Here is a 17,675-nt window from a genome sequence, read left to right as displayed (position 1 = left end):
TTGGGATTTACTTGTTGCGGGGCAGGGTGACCCTGCCGCTGACGTTGCGGTGCACGACGTCGCCGCTGCCGCTGTGATCGACGGTCAGGTTGCCGCGCACGCCATCGACGTCGACGTCGCCGGAGCCATGGCTGCGCACGTGCACATCGCCGCCGATGTCACCCAGGTCGATGCCCCCCGAGCCCACCACGCCGATCTGGACGCTGCCCTGCACGCGCTTGAAGTCGACGTCGCCCGATCCGACCGTGTCCAGGCGTGCGTTGCCACGCACGTCGCTGATCGTGAGGTCGCCGGAGCCGACCGTGCCGACGATCGCGTCGCCCCCGATGTTGCGCGCCTTGACGTCACCCGAGCCGAGCGACAGCAGGTTCAGTGCGCTGCCACCGTCGATCTCCAGGTCGCCGGAGCCGACGGAGGCATGGATGGTGCCGCGGGTGCCGCGCGCAACGGCGTCGCCGGAGCCGACATCCACACTCAGTGACTGCGCGTTGTCGATGCTGGCATCGCCGGAGCCGACCTTGAACTGCAGCGGCAGGTTGTCCGGCACGCTGCCGCGGATGTCCAGCCAGGCGTAGAAGTTGCCCAGGTTCAGGCCGGCACGGCTTGCGCGGCGCAGGCTGACCACCAGCTTGTCGCCTTCCCGGCGCTGGTCCAGCACCAGCTGGTCCAGCAGATCCTGGCTGGACGCGCAGGCACGGCCGTCGAGCTGACCGCCTCCACTGCGGGCGGTCACCTTCAGATCGAACTGGTTCACCTCGAACACCACCGCCTTGGCACCGGCCGCGTCCAGCTTCAACGTGCGTGCAGCGGTGAACTTGCAGTTGGGTGCATCGGCGGCCAGGGCCGACAGCGGCATCAGCAACAACGCGGTACAGGCGAGCAGGGAACGCATGGGTGGTGGCTCCGGTAAGGGGTCAGATTTCGCCGGCGCGGCGGCGCAGGCGGATGGCAAGGAAGATGAAAAGCGCGCCGAACGCAGCGCCGATCCACAGTCCCGGCATCGCCAGCGACTTCAGCTGCGCGACCGGGCCCATCAGCGCGGTGACCGATTCCAGGTCCGCACGCGAGTCCTGCAGGCCGGTGCGGTAGATCAGGTCCATGCCGGGCACGCCACTGAGCAGCAGGCGACCGACGACGTTCTGCCAGAACCAGCCGCTGGTGAGCCCGAACAGGGTCATGACCTTGGTGGTGGAGACGATGATCCCAGCGAACAGCGGCAGCATCACCGCCCACAGGAACGGCTTGGACTTGGCCCAGGCCGAGCACAGCAGCAGCCAGCCGGCGGTAGGCAGCGCCCACAGGACGTAGACCGGAACCCAGGACAGGTGGCCGGCGGCCAGGGTCAGCGGGCTGGCCGGTCCCCAGATCAGGTTCATCGGGCTGCCACCGTGCAGCGCGGCCACCAGGCTGATGATGGCGAGGAAGCCGAACATGGTCAGGATGCCCGCGACCACTGCGATCAGCGGGGCGATCACCAGCGCGCTGATCACCTTGGAAAGCACGGTCTGGGTATCGGACAGTGGCAGCGATTTCCAGAACAGGATGCTGCGGTCGCGGCGGTCGTCATACAGCGCGCCAAGGCAGTAGAAGAACATCACGAACGCCAGCACCAGGAATGGCCAGGCCGAACTGAGCACCAGGGTCAGGTCGAGGCCGTTGCCCAGGTCGGCCATGTCCTTGGCACTGATGTTGCGGGTCAGCAGCGCCAGGTCCAGGCCGTTGATGTTCACGTCCTCGCCATCGATGTGCAGATTGCCGTCGCGCGCAGCCCGATGCAGGGCGAACAGGCCGAAGGCGATGCCCACACCGCTCATCAGCAGCGACACCACGCCGGCGATCACCGGCGCATAGAGGAACCCGCCACGGTTCTCCCAGTATTCACGCTTGAGCAGCCAGCGCAGCGTGCCGGCGGGGCCGACGGGATGATTGACGGCGTTCATGCGTAGGTCCCCTTCATGACAGCGACGAACAGATCAGCCAGGCCCGGGCTGCGGGTCTCGCCAAGGGAGGTGAGCTGGTCACGCGGCACGCCGTCATACAGCAGCACGGTCTTGCCGAAAGCCAGGGCGCGCTCGTCGATCGGCTTGAGCGCACGCGCGGTATCGAGCTGCTCGGCGTTGACCAGCAGCTCGGTGTAGCGTTGGCCGACATCGTCCATCTCTGCGTCGAGCACGATGCGGCCGTCGCGGATGAACATGACGTCGCTGAGGATGTGCTCGATCTCTTCGACCTGGTGGGTGGTGACGATGATCGTCTTCTGCTCGTCGAAGTAGTCCTCCAGCAGGCGCTGGTAGAACTCCTTGCGGTACAGGATGTCCAGGCCCAGGGTCGGCTCGTCGAGCACCAGCACGCGGGCGTCGATGGCCATCACCAGGGCCAGGTGCAGCTGCACGATCATGCCTTTGGACAGTTCGCGCACGCGCTGCTTCGGCTGCAGCTTGGTGTTGGCCAGGAAGCGCTCGCAGCGGGCGCGATCGAAGCGTGGATGCACGCCGGCGACGAAGTCGATGGCCTCGCGCACCTTCAGCCAGCGGGGCAGCACCGCGACGTCGGCGATGAAGCAGATGTCCTTCATCAGCTCATCCCGATGCAGGCGCGGGTCGCGGCCGAGCACGCTGAGGTCGCCTTCCACCGTGGTCAGGCCGAGGATGGCCTTCAACGCGGTAGTCTTGCCGGCACCGTTGGGTCCGATCAGGCCGATGATCCGGCCCGCCGGAATGGTGAAGCTGGCATTGTCGAGCGCGACCGTGCTCTTGTAGGCCTTGCGCAGGCCGCGGGCGGTGATGACCGCGTCGCTTGCAGCGGTACTGGTGAGGCTGGCATTCATCAGACTTTCCCCTGGGTCAGCAATTCGTCGAGGCTCAGCCCCAGGCGCTGGATGCGCTCCAGGACGGCCGGCCATTCTTCATTGAGGAAGCGCTCGCGCTCGCTGCTGCGCAGCTGCGTGGCCGCCTGCTCGGTCATGAACATGCCCAGGCCCCGGCGCTTCTCGACCAGGCCTTCGTCAGCCAGTTCCTGGTAGGCGCGCGAAACGGTGATGGGGTTGAGCTGGTAGTCGGCGGCCACCTGGCGCACCGAAGGCAGGGCGTCGCCCGGCTTGAGGATTCCGTCGAGCATCATGGCGATCACGCGCTCCTTCAGCTGGCGGTAGATGGGAGCGCCGTCGCTCCACTGGATGTCGCTCATGGTCAGCTCCGTGGGGTCAGCGGCTGTGCGAACGAGAAATACGGCATGGACAGGGAGCTGTGCAGCCGACGCGGGGGGGAGGGTGAAGCTTCCGGCGTCCCGGCCGTGGGAGTGGGCGCGTCCTGCGGGGTATCGGACAGAGAGGGGGCGGTGGGCGCGCGTGGCGAGGCCAGCCACGCCATCACCAGCAGGGTCGAAACGGCGGTGATCGCGGGAGCGGTGACGTTGCGATGCATCCGGGTGTTCATGGCATACCCCCTGTCTCAGGTGACTGGTGTTGTATGCAACTATAACACCGGCACGCCGACGTGCAACCCCCGACATGACCCAACTGATGGCAGGGGGTGTCATGGCATAGACGCAATTCTGCAAGTCATTGATTTGAATGCGGAATGATGCTCGGTGGGCGCAGGCCGTCGCGTCGCTTCCATTCAGCTGCGTCCATGCTATGTCAAGCACCGGCCAGCTTCTGGCTCCGGCTGCGTTGCCGCCAATCCGCGCAAAGCGCCGGGGCGGTCGCGCGGCCGGGTGCCCCCGGGGCCGGTGCTATAGTTCGGCCGATTCCCGGCCGCTCCCGGCCGGGCCCTGTGAATGGCCACCGCGGACCGCTCCGATGCCCCTGCCGACCGTCTTCCCGTGCCGCCTGCGCGGTCTTTCCCTGCTGACCCTGCTGGCTGGGCTGGCCCTTCCCGGCCTCACCCTGGCCGCCGATCTGCTGGATGTGGACTACCGGCCCCTGGCCGGCAAGCAGCAGGTCAACCTGCAGCAGCGCTATCACGGCCAGGTGCTGCTGGTGGTCAATACCGCCAGCAAGTGCGGGTACACGCCGCAGTACGAAGGCCTGGAAGCGCTGCAGCAGCGCTATGCACGCCGCGGGTTCGCGGTCCTCGGCTTCCCGTCCAACGATTTCAAGGGCCAGGAACCCGGTGACGAAGCGCAGATCCAGGAATTCTGCACGCTGACCTATGGCGTGAAGTTCCCGATGTTCGAGAAGGTCCACGTGGTCGGCGCGCAGGCCACCCCGCTGTACCAGCGCCTGACCGCGGCAACCGGCGTGGCGCCGGGCTGGAACTTCCACAAGTACCTGGTCGGCCGCGACGGCAGGGTCATCGCCCAGTTCGCCAGCAAGGTCACGCCGGATGATCCGCAGCTGATCGCGGCCATCGACAAGGCACTGGCCGCGCCCGCCGCCACGCGTTGATATCCGGCACGGATGCCTCGACATCGACGGCATGCGTGCGACAATGCTTCTTTTCGCGCCGACGTCGGCGCCCAGTCACTTCCAGGAATGCAGCGAATGAAGATGGGAATGCGCGGCGCAGCGGCGTCGGTTCTGATTCTGGCGATGGGCACTTCGGGTGTCGCTCTGTCGCAACAACCGGCGGCCCCCGCAGCCGCCAAGGAGACCGCAACCTTGAATTCCCCCAAGCAGAAGCTCGGTTACGCCATCGGCCTGGATGTCGCCAAGTCGTTCACCCCGATCGCCGATGAAATCGACGTCGCTGCCCTGCGCACGGCCGTGGAGCGTTCGTTCGAAGGCCTGCAGCCGCAGATCACCCAGGAGCAGGCCAAGGCCACCGATGCCGCCCTGCGCCAGGTCGTGATGGCCCGCAGCGGCCAGCAGGTGCCGGGCGTTGCGCCGGGCTCGCAGCCGCCGAAGGTCGATCGGGTGAAGGTCGCACAGATGATCGGTTCCTACTCGGTGGGTCCGTCGCTGGCACAGCTGAAGGACGACATTGACGTTGCGTCGCTGTTTGACGCAATCAGCACTGGCCTGAGCAAGGGCCAGCCGAAGATGACCGAGGCTGACGCCACGGCCACCATCCAGGCGTTCATGGGCACCAAGCAGGCCGAAATGCAGGCCAAGGCCGCCCAGGCTGCACAGACCAACCGTCAGGAAGGCAATGCATTCCTGGCCAAGAACAAGACCCAGCCGGGCGTGGTGACCACGGCCTCTGGGCTGCAGTACCAGGTGATCCGCCCGGGCAGCGGCGAGCGTCCGCTGCCGACCAGCAAGGTGCGCGTGAACTACGAAGGCAAGCTGCTCGACGGCACCGTCTTTGACAGCTCCGCCAGCCGTGGCCCGGCCGAGTTCGGCCTGGACCAGGTGATCAAGGGCTGGACCGAAGGCGTCGCGCTGATGCCGGTCGGCTCCAAGTACCGCTTCTGGATCCCGGGCGAGCTGGCCTACGGTGAGAACGGCACCCCGGGCGGCCCGATCGGTCCGAACGCCACGCTGACCTTCGACGTCGAACTGCTGGGCGTCCTGCCGTAAGCCACCACGGAGCCTGCACGGACATGCGCGTTGCGATTTTCGGTACCGGTTACGTCGGCCTGGTGACGGGCACCTGCCTGGCCGATGTCGGCCACCAGGTGATCTGCGTCGATATCGACCAGGGCAAGGTCGATGGCCTGAACCAGGGCATCATCCCGATCTATGAGCCGGGCCTGGAGCCGATGGTGAAGGCCAACCACGCTGCGGCGCGGCTGGCGTTCACCACTGATGCGGCCGCGGCGATCGCGCATGGCCAGGTGGTGTTCATCGCCGTGGGCACACCGCCGGACGAGGATGGCAGCGCCGACCTGCAGTACGTGCTGGCCGTGGCCCGCACCATCGGCCGGCACATGAGCGTGCCGACCGTGGTGGTCAACAAGTCGACGGTGCCGGTCGGCACCGCCGACAAGGTCCGTGCAGCGATCACCGACGAACTCGCGGCGCGCGGCGCCGACATCGCCTTCGATGTGGTCTCCAACCCGGAGTTCCTGAAGGAAGGCGACGCGGTCGCCGACTGCATGCGACCGGACCGCATCATCATCGGTGCCACCAGCGACGAGTCGGTGGCGGTGATGCGTCGCCTGTATGCACCGTTCAACCGCAACCACGACCGCGTGGTGGAGATGGACGTACGCTCGGCCGAGCTGACCAAGTACGCCGCCAACGCGATGCTGGCGACCAAGATTTCGTTCATGAACGAGATTGCCAACATTGCCGAGCGTGTCGGCGCCGACGTCGAGCAGGTCCGCCAGGGGATCGGCTCGGACCCGCGCATCGGCTGGCATTTCATCTATCCGGGCGCCGGTTACGGTGGCTCGTGTTTCCCCAAGGATGTGCAGGCGCTGGCCCGCACCGCCCAGCAGAGCGGCCTGGAGCCGAAGCTGCTGAACGCGGTGGAAGCGGTCAACGATGCGCAGAAGGGCCACCTGTTCGCCCTGGTCCAGCGCCACTACGACAAGGGCGAGGACGAGGGCGTGCGCGGCAGGACGTTCGCCGTGTGGGGGCTGGCCTTCAAGCCGAATACCGACGACATGCGCGAGGCCTCCAGCCGCCGCCTGCTGGCGCAGCTGTGGGAGGGTGGGGCGACCGTACGTGCGTTCGACCCCGAAGCCATGCACGAAGCGCAGCGCATCTTCGGTGAGCGCGATGATCTGGTGTTCTGTGACAGCGCCGATGACGCGCTGCAGGGCGCCGATGCGTTGATCGTGGTGACCGAATGGAAGCAGTTCCGCAGCCCTGATTTTTCGATGCTGCGCGAACGGCTGAAGGACGCGGTCGTGTTCGACGGCCGCAACCTGTACGACCCCGCCGAGGTCGAAGCGGCGGGCCTGGCGTACTACGGCATCGGCCGGGGGCGTTCACTGCATGTCTGAGCTGCCGACCGAACGCGAGCAGGCGCTGGAAGCGCGCCTGGTCGAGCTGGAGATGCGTGTGTCCTTCCAGGAACACGCGCTGGCCGAACTGAGCGACGCACTGGCCGATGCCCGGATGCAGGGCACCCGCAACGCCGATGTGCTGCGCGTGCTGCTGGAAGACCTGGGCAAGGTCCGCAACGCACTGAATTCCTCCGATCCGGCGAGCGAACCGCCGCCGCCGCACTACTGATCCATACCCTTATCTATGAGCGATACCCTCCGCGACCAGTTGCTGGGCCTGGGCTTCAAGCCCGCGCCCAAGCCCGAGCGCAAGAATGATGGCCCCCGCCGTGATGGCCGCCCGCAGGGCAAGGGCGGCAACGGCAATGGAAAGCCACAGGGCGCAGGCAAGGGCGAGCACACGCCCGGTGAGCGTCGCGGTCCCGGTGGTGCGCCGGGCAAGCCGGGGCAGCACCGTGGACAGGGCCCGCGCAGGCCGCGCAGTGCCGAGGAGATGGATCTGGCCAAGGCCTATGCCATCCGTGCCCAGAAGGAGAAGGAAGAGCGCATCGAAGCCGAGCGCCTGAAGCAGGAGGAAGCGCGCCAGCGCCGCGAGGCGAAGGCGAAGCTGGAAGAACTGCTGAAGGACAAGGGCCTGAATGACGAGGCGGCCGACATCGCGCGGCACTTCCCGTATGGCGGCAAGATCAAGCGGATCTATGTCACCGCGGCACAGCTGACCGCGCTCAATGCCGGCGAGCTGGGCGTGGTGCAGCTCAATGGCCGCTATCTGCTGGTCACCGCCGAGGTGCTGAACCAGGCCGAAGCCGTGTTCGCGGCCTCGGTGGCGCTGAAGGTCGATCCGGATGCCCCGGCCGAGGATGATCCCTACGCCGATCCGCAGTACCAGGTGCCGGATGACCTGGTCTGGTAAGCCTGCACCGCAGTGATCGGAAACGCCGGGCAATGCCCGGCGTTGCTGTTTCTGCGCGGTCTATTCGGGATCGTAGTCGAGGTTGGATGCGAGCCAGCGCTCGGCCTGGGCGCGATCCACGCCCTTGCGCCGCGCGTAGTCGCCCACCTGTTCGCGGCTGAGGCGGCCGACCACGAAGTACTGGCTCTGTGGATGGCTGAAGTAGTAGCCGGAGACGGCCGCGGTGGGCAGCATCGCGAAGCTCTCGGTCAGCGTCATGCCCGCGTTGGCTTCCGCCTGCAGCAGATCGAACAGGCGGCGCTTCTCGCTGTGCTCCGGGCACGCTGGATAGCCGGGGGCGGGCCGGATGCCGCGATACTTCTCGTCGATCAGCGCATCGTTGTCCAGCGCTTCGGTGCGGTCATAGCCCCAGAACTCGGTGCGCACCCGCTGGTGCAGGCGTTCGGCCAGTGCTTCGGCGAAGCGGTCGGCCAGGGCCTTGAGCAGGATCGCGTTGTAATCGTCGTGCTCGGCTTCAAAGCGCGCGACATGGGCATCGATACCGATACCGGCGGTGACCGCGAACGCACCGATCCAGTCCTGTCGCCCGCTGTCGGCCGGTGCGATGAAATCGGCCAGGCAGAAGTCGGGGCGCTCGGCCGGCTTGTCGACCTGCTGGCGAAGGAAGCGCAGGGTGGTCTCGCCCTGTGGATGCTGCACGCGGACATCGTCACCGACACTGTTGGCCGGCCACAGGCCGAACACCGCCTTGGCGGTCAGCCACTTCTCCGCGACGATGCACGCCAGCATCGCCCGGGCGTCGCGGTACAGCTCGCTGGCCTGGGTGCCGACGATCTCGTCAGTGAGGATGGCCGGAAACTTGCCAGCCAGTTCCCAGGCCTGGAAGAACGGCGTCCAGTCGATGTAATCGACCAGTTCCGACAGGGGATAGTCTTCGAACACATGCAGTCCGGGCTGGTTCGGAACCGGGGGCACATAACTGTCCCAGCCGCCCTGGAATTTCTGGCCGCGCGCGTGCTCCAGCGAGACCAGCCGCTTGGCATCGCCACGGTTGCGGTGACGGGCGCGGATCTCGGCGTAGTCGGCTTCATTGGCAGCAACGAAGCCCTCGCGCAGGTCGCGCGAGATCAGCGACTGGGCCACGCCCACCGCGCGCGAGGCATCCTTCACCCACACCGTAGGGGCATGGTAGTGCGGGTCGATCTTCAACGCCGTGTGCGCGCGCGAGGTGGTGGCACCGCCGATCAGCAATGGCAGGTCGAATCCCTGGCGCTGCATCTCGCGGGCGACATGGCTCATTTCCTCCAGTGACGGCGTGATCAGCCCGGACAGGCCGATCAGATCGGCCTTGTGCTCGCGGGCCGCATCGAGAATCTTCTGTGCCGGCACCATCACGCCCAGATCGACCACTTCGAAGTTGTTGCAGGCAAGGACCACGCCGACGATGTTCTTGCCGATGTCGTGCACATCGCCTTTCACGGTGGCCATGATGATGCGGCCGTTGCTCTTGGCGGTGTCACCGCTGCGGGCCTTCTCCGCCTCGATATAGGGCAGCAGGTAGGCCACCGCCTTTTTCATCACGCGGGCCGACTTCACCACCTGCGGCAGGAACATCTTGCCGGCACCGAACAGGTCGCCGACGACGTTCATGCCATCCATCAACGGCCCTTCGATCACGTCCAGTGGACGGCTGGAGGCCTGCCGTGCCAGCTCGGTGTCCTCTTCCACGAACGCATCCAGCCCGTGCACCAGGGCGTGGGCCAGGCGCTGCTCGACCGGCTTGGCGCGCCAGGCCATGTCTTCGCTCTTCACCTTGCCCTTGCTGCCCTTGTAGCGTTCGGCAATCTCCAGCAGGCGCTCGGTGGCGTCAGGGCGGCGGTTGAGGATCACGTCCTCCACGCGCTCGCGCAGGTCCGGCTCCAGTTCGTCATAGATCGGCATGGCACCGGCGTTGACGATGCCCATGTCCATGCCGGCGGCGATGGCGTGGTACAGGAAGACCGAATGGATCGCCTGGCGCACCGTTTCGTTGCCACGGAACGAGAACGACACGTTGGAGACGCCGCCGGAGACGTGGCAGTGCGGCAGGGTCTGCTTGATGATGCGCGTGGCTTCGATGAAGTCCACTGCGTAGTTGTCGTGCTCCTCGATGCCGGTGGCGACAGCGAAGATGTTCGGGTCGAAGATGATGTCCTGTGGCGGGAAGCCGATCTCATCGACCAGAATGCGGTAGGCACGCGTACAGATCTCGACCTTGCGCGCACAGGTGTCGGCCTGGCCGCTTTCGTCGAACGCCATCACCACCGCTGCCGCGCCGTAACGCAGCACCTTGCGCGCGTGTTCGCGGAACAGGGCCTCGCCTTCCTTCAGCGAGATCGAATTGACCACGCTCTTGCCCTGCAGGCATTTCAGGCCGGCTTCGATCACGCTCCATTTGGACGAGTCGACCATCACCGGAATGCGGGCGATGTCGGGCTCGGACATGATCAGGTTGAGGTAGCGGGTCATCGCCGCCTCGGAGTCGATCAGGCCCTCGTCCATGTTGACGTCGAGGATCTGCGCGCCACTGGCCACTTGTTGCCGGGCCACGTCCACGGCCTCCTCGTAGCGGCCTTCCTTGATCAGCTTGCGGAACTGCGCGCTGCCGGTGACGTTGGTGCGCTCGCCGACGTTTACGAACAGCAGGTCCGGGGTGATGACCAGCGGTTCCAGGCCGGACAGGCGGGTGGGGCGGACAGGCGTCATGGCAGGCAGTGGCTCAGCAACGGCAGGGCGGGAAGTGCGGAACGGTGGCGGCGACGTTCATGCCGCCTGGTCCTGGCGGTCCGGCAGGACACGCGGTGGCAGGCCGGCCACCGCCTGGGCGATGGCACGGATGTGGTCGGGGGTGGACCCGCAGCAGCCGCCGACCAGGTTGAGCAGGCCATCGCGGGCGAAACCGCGCAGGGTCGCCGCCATTTCTTCGGGGGTCTCGTCATACTCGCCGAAGGCATTGGGCAGGCCGGCATTGGGATGCGCGCTGACATGGCAGTCGGCAACCTGCGACAGCGTTTCGACATGCGGGCGCATCGCATCGGCACCCAGCGCGCAGTTCAGGCCGATCGACAGGGGCCGCGCGTGTGCCAGCGAGGCGTGGAAGGCTTCGGCGGTCTGGCCGGACAGGGTGCGGCCGGAGGCATCGGTGATCGTGCCGGAGATCATCACCGGCAGGCGCGCACCGCGCGCATCGAAGGCTTCCTCCACCGCATACAGCGCCGCCTTGGCGTTGAGCGTGTCGAAGATGGTTTCGACCATGAGGGTGTCCGCGCCGCCGTCGATCAGGCCATCGATGGCTTCGCGGTAGGTGTCGCGCAGCTCATCGAAACTGGTGTTGCGGAAGCCCGGATCGTTGACGTCGGGACTGATCGATGCGGTGCGGCTGGTGGGGCCAAGCACGCCGATCACGAAGCGCGGCTTGCCGGGCGTGGTGGCTTCAACGGCATCACAGCAGGCGCGGGCCACGGCGGCGCCGGCCTTGTTCAGTTCGTACACCAGATGCTCGAGGTGGTAGTCGGCCTGGCTGACCGAGGTGGCGTTGAAGGTATTGGTTTCCACCAGGTCCGCGCCGGCTTCCAGGTAGGCGGTGTGGATGTCGGCGATGACCTGCGGCCGGGTGAGCAGCAACAGGTCGTTGTTGCCCTTCAGATCGTGGCCCTGCGGCGCGGCGTGGTCGCAGCCCGGCCCGTGCAGGTGATCGTAGCCATCGGCGAAACGCTCACCGCGGTAGTCGCCTTCCTGCAGGCCATGGCGCTGGATCATCGTGCCCATCGCTCCGTCGATGATCAGGATCCGCTCGCGCAGCGCGCCCAGCAGGGCATTGGCACGTTCGGGGTGCAACCAGGGCAGGACGGGCATGATGATTCCGGACTCAGGGCTTGTTGGCGATCAGCGAGATCACTTCGAAGTGCGGCGGCCGCTTCTCGCGGGTAACCGTCTCCAGGCTGGAAACCTGCAGGCCGGCCTTGTCGACGAACTTCTTCAGTTCCTTGTCGCTGAAACCCAGGTTGACGTGACCATAGGCTTCCACCGCTGCCTTGTGTTCGTGGCGCGCCAGGCTGCACAGCAGCAGGCGGCCGCCCGGGCGCAGCACGCGCGCGGCTTCGGTGACGGCCTGCGCCGGCTTGCTGGCGTAGGTCAGTGCGTGCATCAGCACCACCAGGTCGAAGCTGCGGTCCTTGAAGGGCAGGGCATGCATGTCACCCTCGCGCACTTCCACATTGGGCAGGCGGCGCAGGCGTTCACTGGCAGCGGCCACCACGCGCGCGCTGGTGTCGATGCAGATGTAGCGCTTGGCATGCGGTGCCACCAGTTCGGCCAGCACGCCGTCGCCGGACGCGATATCGAGCACGTCGCCGGTTTCCAGCAGGGGCAGGGCGGTACGCGCCAGCGCCTCCCAGGTGCGGCCCGGAGAATAGTGACGTTCCATGTCGCCGGCCACGCTGTCGGCCCAGTTCTGGTCCGCGGCGCGGCTAGCCAGCACGGCGGCGACCCGTTCAGCGTCCTGGCGCAGCAGTGGATCGTCGCTTCCGTTGCTCAAGGCATGCCACAATGCGCGCTGCGCCGGATCCAGCTGCGCTTCGTCGAAGCGGTAGTAGGCCGACACGCCGGCGCGGCGGTCGCGGACCAGGCCCGCTTCCTTCAGGCGCGCCAGGTGAGTGGACACGCGCGGCTGGGCCAGCCGGGTGATCGCCGAAAGCTCGGCCACGGTCAGCTCTTCCTGCTCCAGCAGCGCCAGCAGGCGCACCCGCGTCGCATCGGCGAACACCTTCAGGCGGGTTGACCAGTCTTCCAGATCCATGAATATCTACCTATCGCGATATAGAGATATATTCGCTGGATCGGCCGCCGTGGTCAAGTCGGTGGCGTATGGAAACTCCCCGGGCCCCGGTACAATCGGCACACCTGGGCGCGCGCTGCGCGGCCATAACCTCATGTACCCGGGAGGGTGTTGTGGATTTCAGCTTTACTGAAGAGCAGTTGATGCTGCAGGACGTGGCGCGGCGCATCGCGCAGGAGAAGATCGCCCCGAGCGCGGAGCATCATGACCGTACCGGCGAGTTCCCGCTGGAGAACATCCGCCTGCTGGGCGAGAACGGCCTGATGGGCATCGAGGTACCGACCGAATACGGCGGCGCCGGCATGGATCCGATCGCGTATGTGCTGGCGATGGTGGAGGTCGCCGCTGGCGACGCGGCCCATTCGACCATCATGTCGGTCAACAATTCGCTGTTCTGCAACGGCATCCTGACCCACGGCAGCGAGGAGCAGAAGCAGAAGTACGTGCGCGCCATCGCGGAGGGCGAGGCCATCGGTGCATTCGCCCTGACCGAGCCGCAGTCCGGTTCGGATGCGACCGCCATGCGTTGCCGCGCGGTCAAGCAGGCCGACGGCACCTACGTCATCAATGGCAAGAAGAGCTGGATCACCTCCGGCCCGGTGGCCCGGTACATCGTGTTGTTCGCGATGAGCGAGCCGGACAAGGGCGCGCGTGGCATCACGGCTTTCCTGGTCGACACCGAAAAGGCCGGCTTCGGCCGTGGCAAGACCGAGCCGAAGCTGGGCATCCGTGCCTCGGCGACCTGCGAGATCGAATTCAACGATTACGTCGCCCAGCCGGAAGACGTGCTGGGCCAGGAGGGCGAGGGCTTCAAGATCGCCATGGGCGTGCTCGATGCCGGGCGCATCGGCATCGCATCGCAGGCCATCGGCATCGCCCGTGCCGCTTATGAAGCGACGCTGGAGTATGTGAAGGAGCGCAAGGCGTTTGGCGCGCCGATCGGTACTTTCCAGATGACCCAGGCCAAGATCGCCGACATGAAGTGCAAGCTGGACGCAGCCCTGCTGCTGACGCTGCGCGCGGCATGGGTGAAGGGCCAGGGCAAGCGTTTCAGCAATGAAGCGGCCATCGCCAAGCTGACGGCGTCGGAAGCGGCGATGTGGATCACCCACCAGGCCGTGCAGATCCATGGTGGCATGGGCTACTCCAAGGAAATGCCGCTGGAGCGCTACTTCCGCGATGCCAAGATCACCGAGATCTACGAGGGCACCTCGGAGATCCAGCGCCTGGTGATCGCCCGCAACGAGACCGGGCTGCGCTGAGTCGAAACGGCTGCGCCGCTGCAACAGCGGCGCAGCCGGTAGATCCATGCCCTGCATGCACGGGCCTGTTGGTCGGGCGATGCCGATCTGTTCCAATGCAGGGCCTTTTTTACAGGTTCTGCAGAGATGATCTATCGAGGTTGGGGAATCCTGACACTGGTGACGCCGATCGCAGCGATCCTGCTGCTGGCTTACCTCTTCCCGCACGATGGCCCCCGGGGCAACATCCCGCTGCCCCAGGTGCTGCTGGGGGCAGGCATTGGTGCAACCGTGAACGTGCTGCTGGGCTTGTGGCTCAACCGTACTCCCCGGCAGAAAGGGGAAACTGCGCCCCACCACTTCTTCTTCGTACCCATGCAATGGGCCGCGCTGGTTCTGCTGGCGGTGTGCGTGGCGGTCGCGCTGCTGCGCTGATCTGCTCTGGCATCCCCCCGCGATAAACAAAAAAGGCCCCGGATCGCTCCGGGGCCTTTTCGTTGCAGCGCAGGGTGGATCAGCGATCCGGACGATGCGCTGCTTCGCCCTCACGCTGGCGGCTGAGGAATTCCTTCGACGGCTCGTCCAGCTTGTCGCCGAGCATGCGCCGCACGACCACGAAGAAGACCGGGATCATCAGCAGGCCGAGCAGGGTGGCGAACAGCATGCCGCCGATCACGCCGGTACCGATGGCGTGACGGGAGTTGGCGCCGGCGCCGCTGGAGATCGCCATCGGGATCACGCCCATGATGAACGCGAAGGACGTCATCAGGATCGGGCGGAAGCGCAGGCGTGCCGCCTCGATGGTGGCATCGCGCAGGTTCTTGCCCGCTGCACGCTGCTCCACCGCGAACTCCACGATCAGGATCGCATTCTTCGCCGCCAGGCCGATAACGGTGATGAGGCCGATCTTGAAGAACAGGTCGTTCGGCAGGCCACGCATCATCGACAGGCCGATGGCACCGAGCACGCCCAGTGGCACCACCAGCAGCACCGCTACCGGGATCGACCAGCTTTCATACAGCGCCGCCAGGCACAGGAACACCACCACGATGGACAGCACCAGCAGCAGCGTCGCTGCGTTGCCGGCCAGGATTTCCTGGTAGGACATGCCCGACCAGTCGTAGCCGAAGCCGGCCGGCAGGTCGTTGTTGACGATGCTCTCCATGGTCTGCATCGCCTCACCCGAGCTGGTGCCCGGCGCCTGCGAGCCGACGATGTTGATCGCCGAATAGCCGTTGTAGCGGCTCAGTGACGGCGATGCGGACACCCATTCGGACTTGACCACGGTGCTCAGCGGGATCATCGCGTTGGTGCCGTCGGCGTTGGTGGTCAGGCTGGAGGGGCTGTAGAAGCTCCTCAGCGACTCCTGGCCGGTGCGGTACGGGCCATCGGCCTGCATGGTCACGCGCTTGATGCGGCCTTCGTAGAAGAAGTCGTTGACGTACACCGGCGCCAGCATCAGCTGGATGGTGCTGTACACGTCCGACACCGACATGCCCATCGACTGCGCCTGCACGCGATCCACGTGCAGCTGCAGCTGCGGAGCGTTCTCCAGGCCGTTCGGACGCACGCCAACCAGTGCTTCAGGCTTCTGCGCCGCCTGGCCAAGCAGGATGTTGCGGGCCTGCGTCAGCTGCTCGTAGCCGGCACCACTGCGGTCCTGCAGCCACATGTCGAAGCCACCGAACTGGCCCAGGCCCTGCACTGTCGGCAGGTTGACCACGAAGATCTGCGCTTCCTTGATGCCGTAGAACGCGCCGTTCATGTTCTGGATGAACTCCGGCGCGGTGAACTCGCGTTCTTCCCACGGCTTCAGGCGGATGAAGCCCATGCCCACGTTCTCGCCGGAACCGACGAAGCTGAAGCCGGCCACCTGCAGCATGCCTTCAAAGCCATCCTGCTTTTCCAGAATGCCGCGCATCTGCGCGAACACCTCGTTGGTCTGGCCCTTGGTCGAGCCCGGGGGCAGCTGCACGATCGCCAGCGCATAGCCCTGGTCTTCTTCCGGCAGGAAGCTGCCCGGCATGCGCGTGAACAGGAAGCCGCACAGCGCGGTCAGTACCACGAACAGGATCATCCAGCGCGGGGCATGGCGCACCGCCGAGGTGATGTGGCCCACGTAGGTGTGGCTGATCTTGTCGTAGTACTTGTTGAAGGTGCGGTAGACGATGTTCGGGTTGTCGTTGTGCGTCGGCTTCAGGAAGGTCGCGCACAGCGCCGGGGTGAAGCCCAGCGCGAGGAAGGCCGAGAACGCCATCGAGATGGCGATGGTCAGCGCGAACTGCTTGTAGATTTCGCCGGCGGCACCGCCCTGCAGTGCGGACGGGATGAACACCGCTGCCAGCACGACGGTGATCGCCACCACTGCGCCGGTGATCTGGGTCATCGCCTTCTGCGTGGCCGGCTTCGGTGCCAGGCCTTCCTCGCTCATGATGCGTTCGACGTTCTCGATCACCACGATGGCGTCGTCGACCACGATGCCGATCGCCAGCACCATCGCGAACAGGGTCAGCTGGTTGATCGTGAATCCGATCATCCACATGCCCAGGAAGGTACCCAGCAGGGCGACCGGGATGACCAGGGTCGGGATCAGGGTGGCGCGGAAGTTCTGCAGGAAGATCAGCATCACCAGGAACACCAGCAGCACCGCTTCGAACAGCGTCTTGACCACTTCCTGGATCGAGATCTTGACGAAGGTCGTGCTGTCGTACGGCGAGAACCAGGTCACGCCGGCCGGGAAGCTGGGCTGCAGTTCGTCCATCTTGGCGCGCACCGCATCGGCCACGTTCAGGGCGTTGGCGCCCGGCAGCAGCTGGATGGCGAAGGCACCGGTCGGCTTGCCGTTGTACTGGGTGTCGAAGCCGTAGTTGTTGGCACCGAAGGCGACGCGGGCGATGTCCTTGAGCAGCACGCGCGAGCCATCGGCGTTGGCGCGCAGGATGATGTTCTCGAACTCCTGCGGCGAGCTGAAACGTCCTTCAGCCGACACGGTGGCGGTGAAGTGCTGGCCTTCCGGCGACGGGTCCGAGCCCAGTGCACCGGCGGCGAACTGCACGTTCTGGGCACGCACGGCAGCCAGGACCTGGCTGGCCGAGAGACCATAACCCTGCATCTTCTCCGGGTTCAGCCAGATGTTCATGGCGTACTCGGAACCGAACTGCTGGGTGCTGCCGACGCCGGGAATGCGCGAGACCTGGTCGAGCACGCGCGAACCGACGATGTCGTTCAGCGCGTCACGGTTGATCGCCGCCGTATCCGACTGCAGGGCCACGACCATCAGGAAGCCGGCATTGGCCTTGGCCACCACCACGCCCTGCTGGGTCACCTCCGACGGCAGTCGTGGCGTCGCCAGCGACACCTTGTTCTGCACCTGCACCTGGGCGATGTCCGGATCGGTACCGGTCTCGAAGGTGAGGGTGATCTGCGCGCGGCCATTGGACGAGGACGAAGAGCTGAAGTACAGCAGGTGATCGATACCGGTCAGCTGCTGCTCGATCACCTGGGTGACCGATTTTTCGGTGGTGTCCGCGCTGGCGCCCGGATAGGTGGCCGAGACGGTCACCTGTGGCGGAGCGATGTTGGGATAGGACTCCACGCCCAGGTTGAGGATCGCGATCACGCCGCTGAGCGAGATCAGGATCGCTACCACCCAGGCGAAGACTGGATGTTCGATGAAAAATTTAGGCATGACGGAAGGTTCCCGTTACTGCTTGTTCGAGTCGGTGGCGGCCGGCGCGGCCTTGTCGGCTGCGTCGGTCTGGGCCGGAGCCTTGTCGGCGGCAGCGGCGGGTGCGGCCGGGCCGGCACC

At 66.0% G+C, this 17,675-nt stretch carries 16 protein-coding genes; 7 read left to right on the top strand and 9 right to left on the bottom strand.

The annotated features are described in order from the left end of the window. Positions 1–7: 7 nt before the first annotated feature. From QMZ25_RS06020 to QMZ25_RS06000, 5 genes are read right to left on the bottom strand one after another with little or no spacing between them, the layout of a single operon-like run. The gene (locus QMZ25_RS06020; RefSeq protein WP_053515386.1) at positions 8–892 is read right to left on the bottom strand and encodes a DUF2807 domain-containing protein; all 885 of its coding nucleotides are present in this window, start codon (positions 890–892) and stop codon (positions 8–10) included. 22 nt (positions 893–914) lie between these two features. Continuing rightward, positions 915–1,940, bottom strand: a complete 1,026-nt coding sequence (locus QMZ25_RS06015) for an ABC-2 transporter permease (protein WP_283219270.1) — start codon at positions 1,938–1,940, stop codon at positions 915–917. Then, the gene (locus QMZ25_RS06010) at positions 1,937–2,827 is read right to left on the bottom strand and encodes an ABC transporter ATP-binding protein (RefSeq protein WP_065176059.1); all 891 of its coding nucleotides are present in this window, start codon (positions 2,825–2,827) and stop codon (positions 1,937–1,939) included. Before QMZ25_RS06010 ends, QMZ25_RS06015 begins: the two co-directional genes overlap by 4 nt. After that, complete coding sequence (locus tag QMZ25_RS06005) at positions 2,827–3,186, bottom strand: GntR family transcriptional regulator (protein WP_053515392.1); 360 nt, start codon at positions 3,184–3,186, stop codon at positions 2,827–2,829. Before QMZ25_RS06005 ends, QMZ25_RS06010 begins: the two co-directional genes overlap by 1 nt. A gap of 2 nt (positions 3,187–3,188) precedes the next feature. Next, positions 3,189–3,434, bottom strand: coding sequence for a hypothetical protein (locus tag QMZ25_RS06000; RefSeq protein ID WP_065176058.1), 246 nt, complete (start codon positions 3,432–3,434; stop codon positions 3,189–3,191). Between the two features lie 365 nt (positions 3,435–3,799). On the opposite strand from QMZ25_RS06000, the gene QMZ25_RS05995 reads away from it, so the two are divergent. The 5 genes from QMZ25_RS05995 (at position 3,800) to QMZ25_RS05975 (ending at position 7,750) form a co-directional block, all read left to right on the top strand. Beyond that, positions 3,800–4,387 (top strand): glutathione peroxidase, encoded by a 588-nt coding sequence (locus QMZ25_RS05995; RefSeq protein WP_128987762.1) that lies wholly within the window; start codon positions 3,800–3,802, stop codon positions 4,385–4,387. A 96-nt stretch (positions 4,388–4,483) separates the two neighbouring features. Further along, positions 4,484–5,461, top strand: a complete 978-nt coding sequence (locus QMZ25_RS05990) for an FKBP-type peptidyl-prolyl cis-trans isomerase (protein ID WP_065182910.1) — start codon at positions 4,484–4,486, stop codon at positions 5,459–5,461. Between the two features lie 23 nt (positions 5,462–5,484). Beyond that, a complete protein-coding gene (locus tag QMZ25_RS05985; RefSeq protein WP_053515400.1) occupies positions 5,485–6,834 on the top strand; it encodes a UDP-glucose/GDP-mannose dehydrogenase family protein in 1,350 nt (449 codons plus the stop codon). Further along, positions 6,827–7,066: a SlyX family protein gene (locus QMZ25_RS05980; protein ID WP_053515402.1), complete on the top strand. Its 240-nt coding sequence runs from the start codon at positions 6,827–6,829 to the stop codon at positions 7,064–7,066. Before QMZ25_RS05985 ends, QMZ25_RS05980 begins: the two co-directional genes overlap by 8 nt. A gap of 15 nt (positions 7,067–7,081) precedes the next feature. Continuing rightward, positions 7,082–7,750 carry a DUF2058 family protein gene (locus QMZ25_RS05975; protein ID WP_053515404.1) on the top strand — a complete coding sequence of 223 codons (669 nt, stop codon included), beginning with the start codon at positions 7,082–7,084 and terminating at the stop codon, positions 7,748–7,750. 60 nt (positions 7,751–7,810) lie between these two features. Here the strand turns inward: QMZ25_RS05975 and metH are convergent, their stop codons facing one another. The 3 genes from metH to QMZ25_RS05960 are packed head-to-tail and all read right to left on the bottom strand — an operon-like array spanning position 7,811 to position 12,587. Further along, on the bottom strand, positions 7,811–10,495 hold the full coding sequence (gene metH, locus QMZ25_RS05970) for a methionine synthase (protein WP_283219269.1): 2,685 nt from the start codon (positions 10,493–10,495) through the stop codon (positions 7,811–7,813). A gap of 57 nt (positions 10,496–10,552) precedes the next feature. Beyond that, on the bottom strand, positions 10,553–11,644 hold the full coding sequence (locus QMZ25_RS05965) for a homocysteine S-methyltransferase family protein (RefSeq protein WP_065176054.1): 1,092 nt from the start codon (positions 11,642–11,644) through the stop codon (positions 10,553–10,555). Positions 11,645–11,657: 13 nt separating this feature from the next. Beyond that, positions 11,658–12,587 carry a metalloregulator ArsR/SmtB family transcription factor gene (locus tag QMZ25_RS05960; RefSeq protein ID WP_053515410.1) on the bottom strand — a complete coding sequence of 310 codons (930 nt, stop codon included), beginning with the start codon at positions 12,585–12,587 and terminating at the stop codon, positions 11,658–11,660. Positions 12,588–12,739: 152 nt separating this feature from the next. Here QMZ25_RS05960 and QMZ25_RS05955 point away from each other — a divergent pair, with 152 nt between their 5' ends. Continuing rightward, the gene (locus QMZ25_RS05955; RefSeq protein ID WP_053515412.1) at positions 12,740–13,888 is read left to right on the top strand and encodes an acyl-CoA dehydrogenase family protein; all 1,149 of its coding nucleotides are present in this window, start codon (positions 12,740–12,742) and stop codon (positions 13,886–13,888) included. 126 nt (positions 13,889–14,014) lie between these two features. Next, entirely contained in the window at positions 14,015–14,302 is a 288-nt protein-coding gene (locus tag QMZ25_RS05950; RefSeq protein ID WP_053515414.1) for a hypothetical protein, read from the top strand. A 79-nt stretch (positions 14,303–14,381) separates the two neighbouring features. Here the strand turns inward: QMZ25_RS05950 and QMZ25_RS05945 are convergent, their stop codons facing one another. Further along, positions 14,382–17,555 (bottom strand): multidrug efflux RND transporter permease subunit, encoded by a 3,174-nt coding sequence (locus tag QMZ25_RS05945; RefSeq protein ID WP_283219268.1) that lies wholly within the window; start codon positions 17,553–17,555, stop codon positions 14,382–14,384. Positions 17,556–17,675: the final 120 nt, after the last annotated feature.

The organism is Stenotrophomonas sp. RS-48 (assembly GCF_030053245.1).
GTDB lineage: Bacteria > Pseudomonadota > Gammaproteobacteria > Xanthomonadales > Xanthomonadaceae > Stenotrophomonas > Stenotrophomonas maltophilia_P.
Note: the sequence above shows the minus strand (reverse complement) of the source record. Positions and strands in the feature narration are given on the sequence as shown.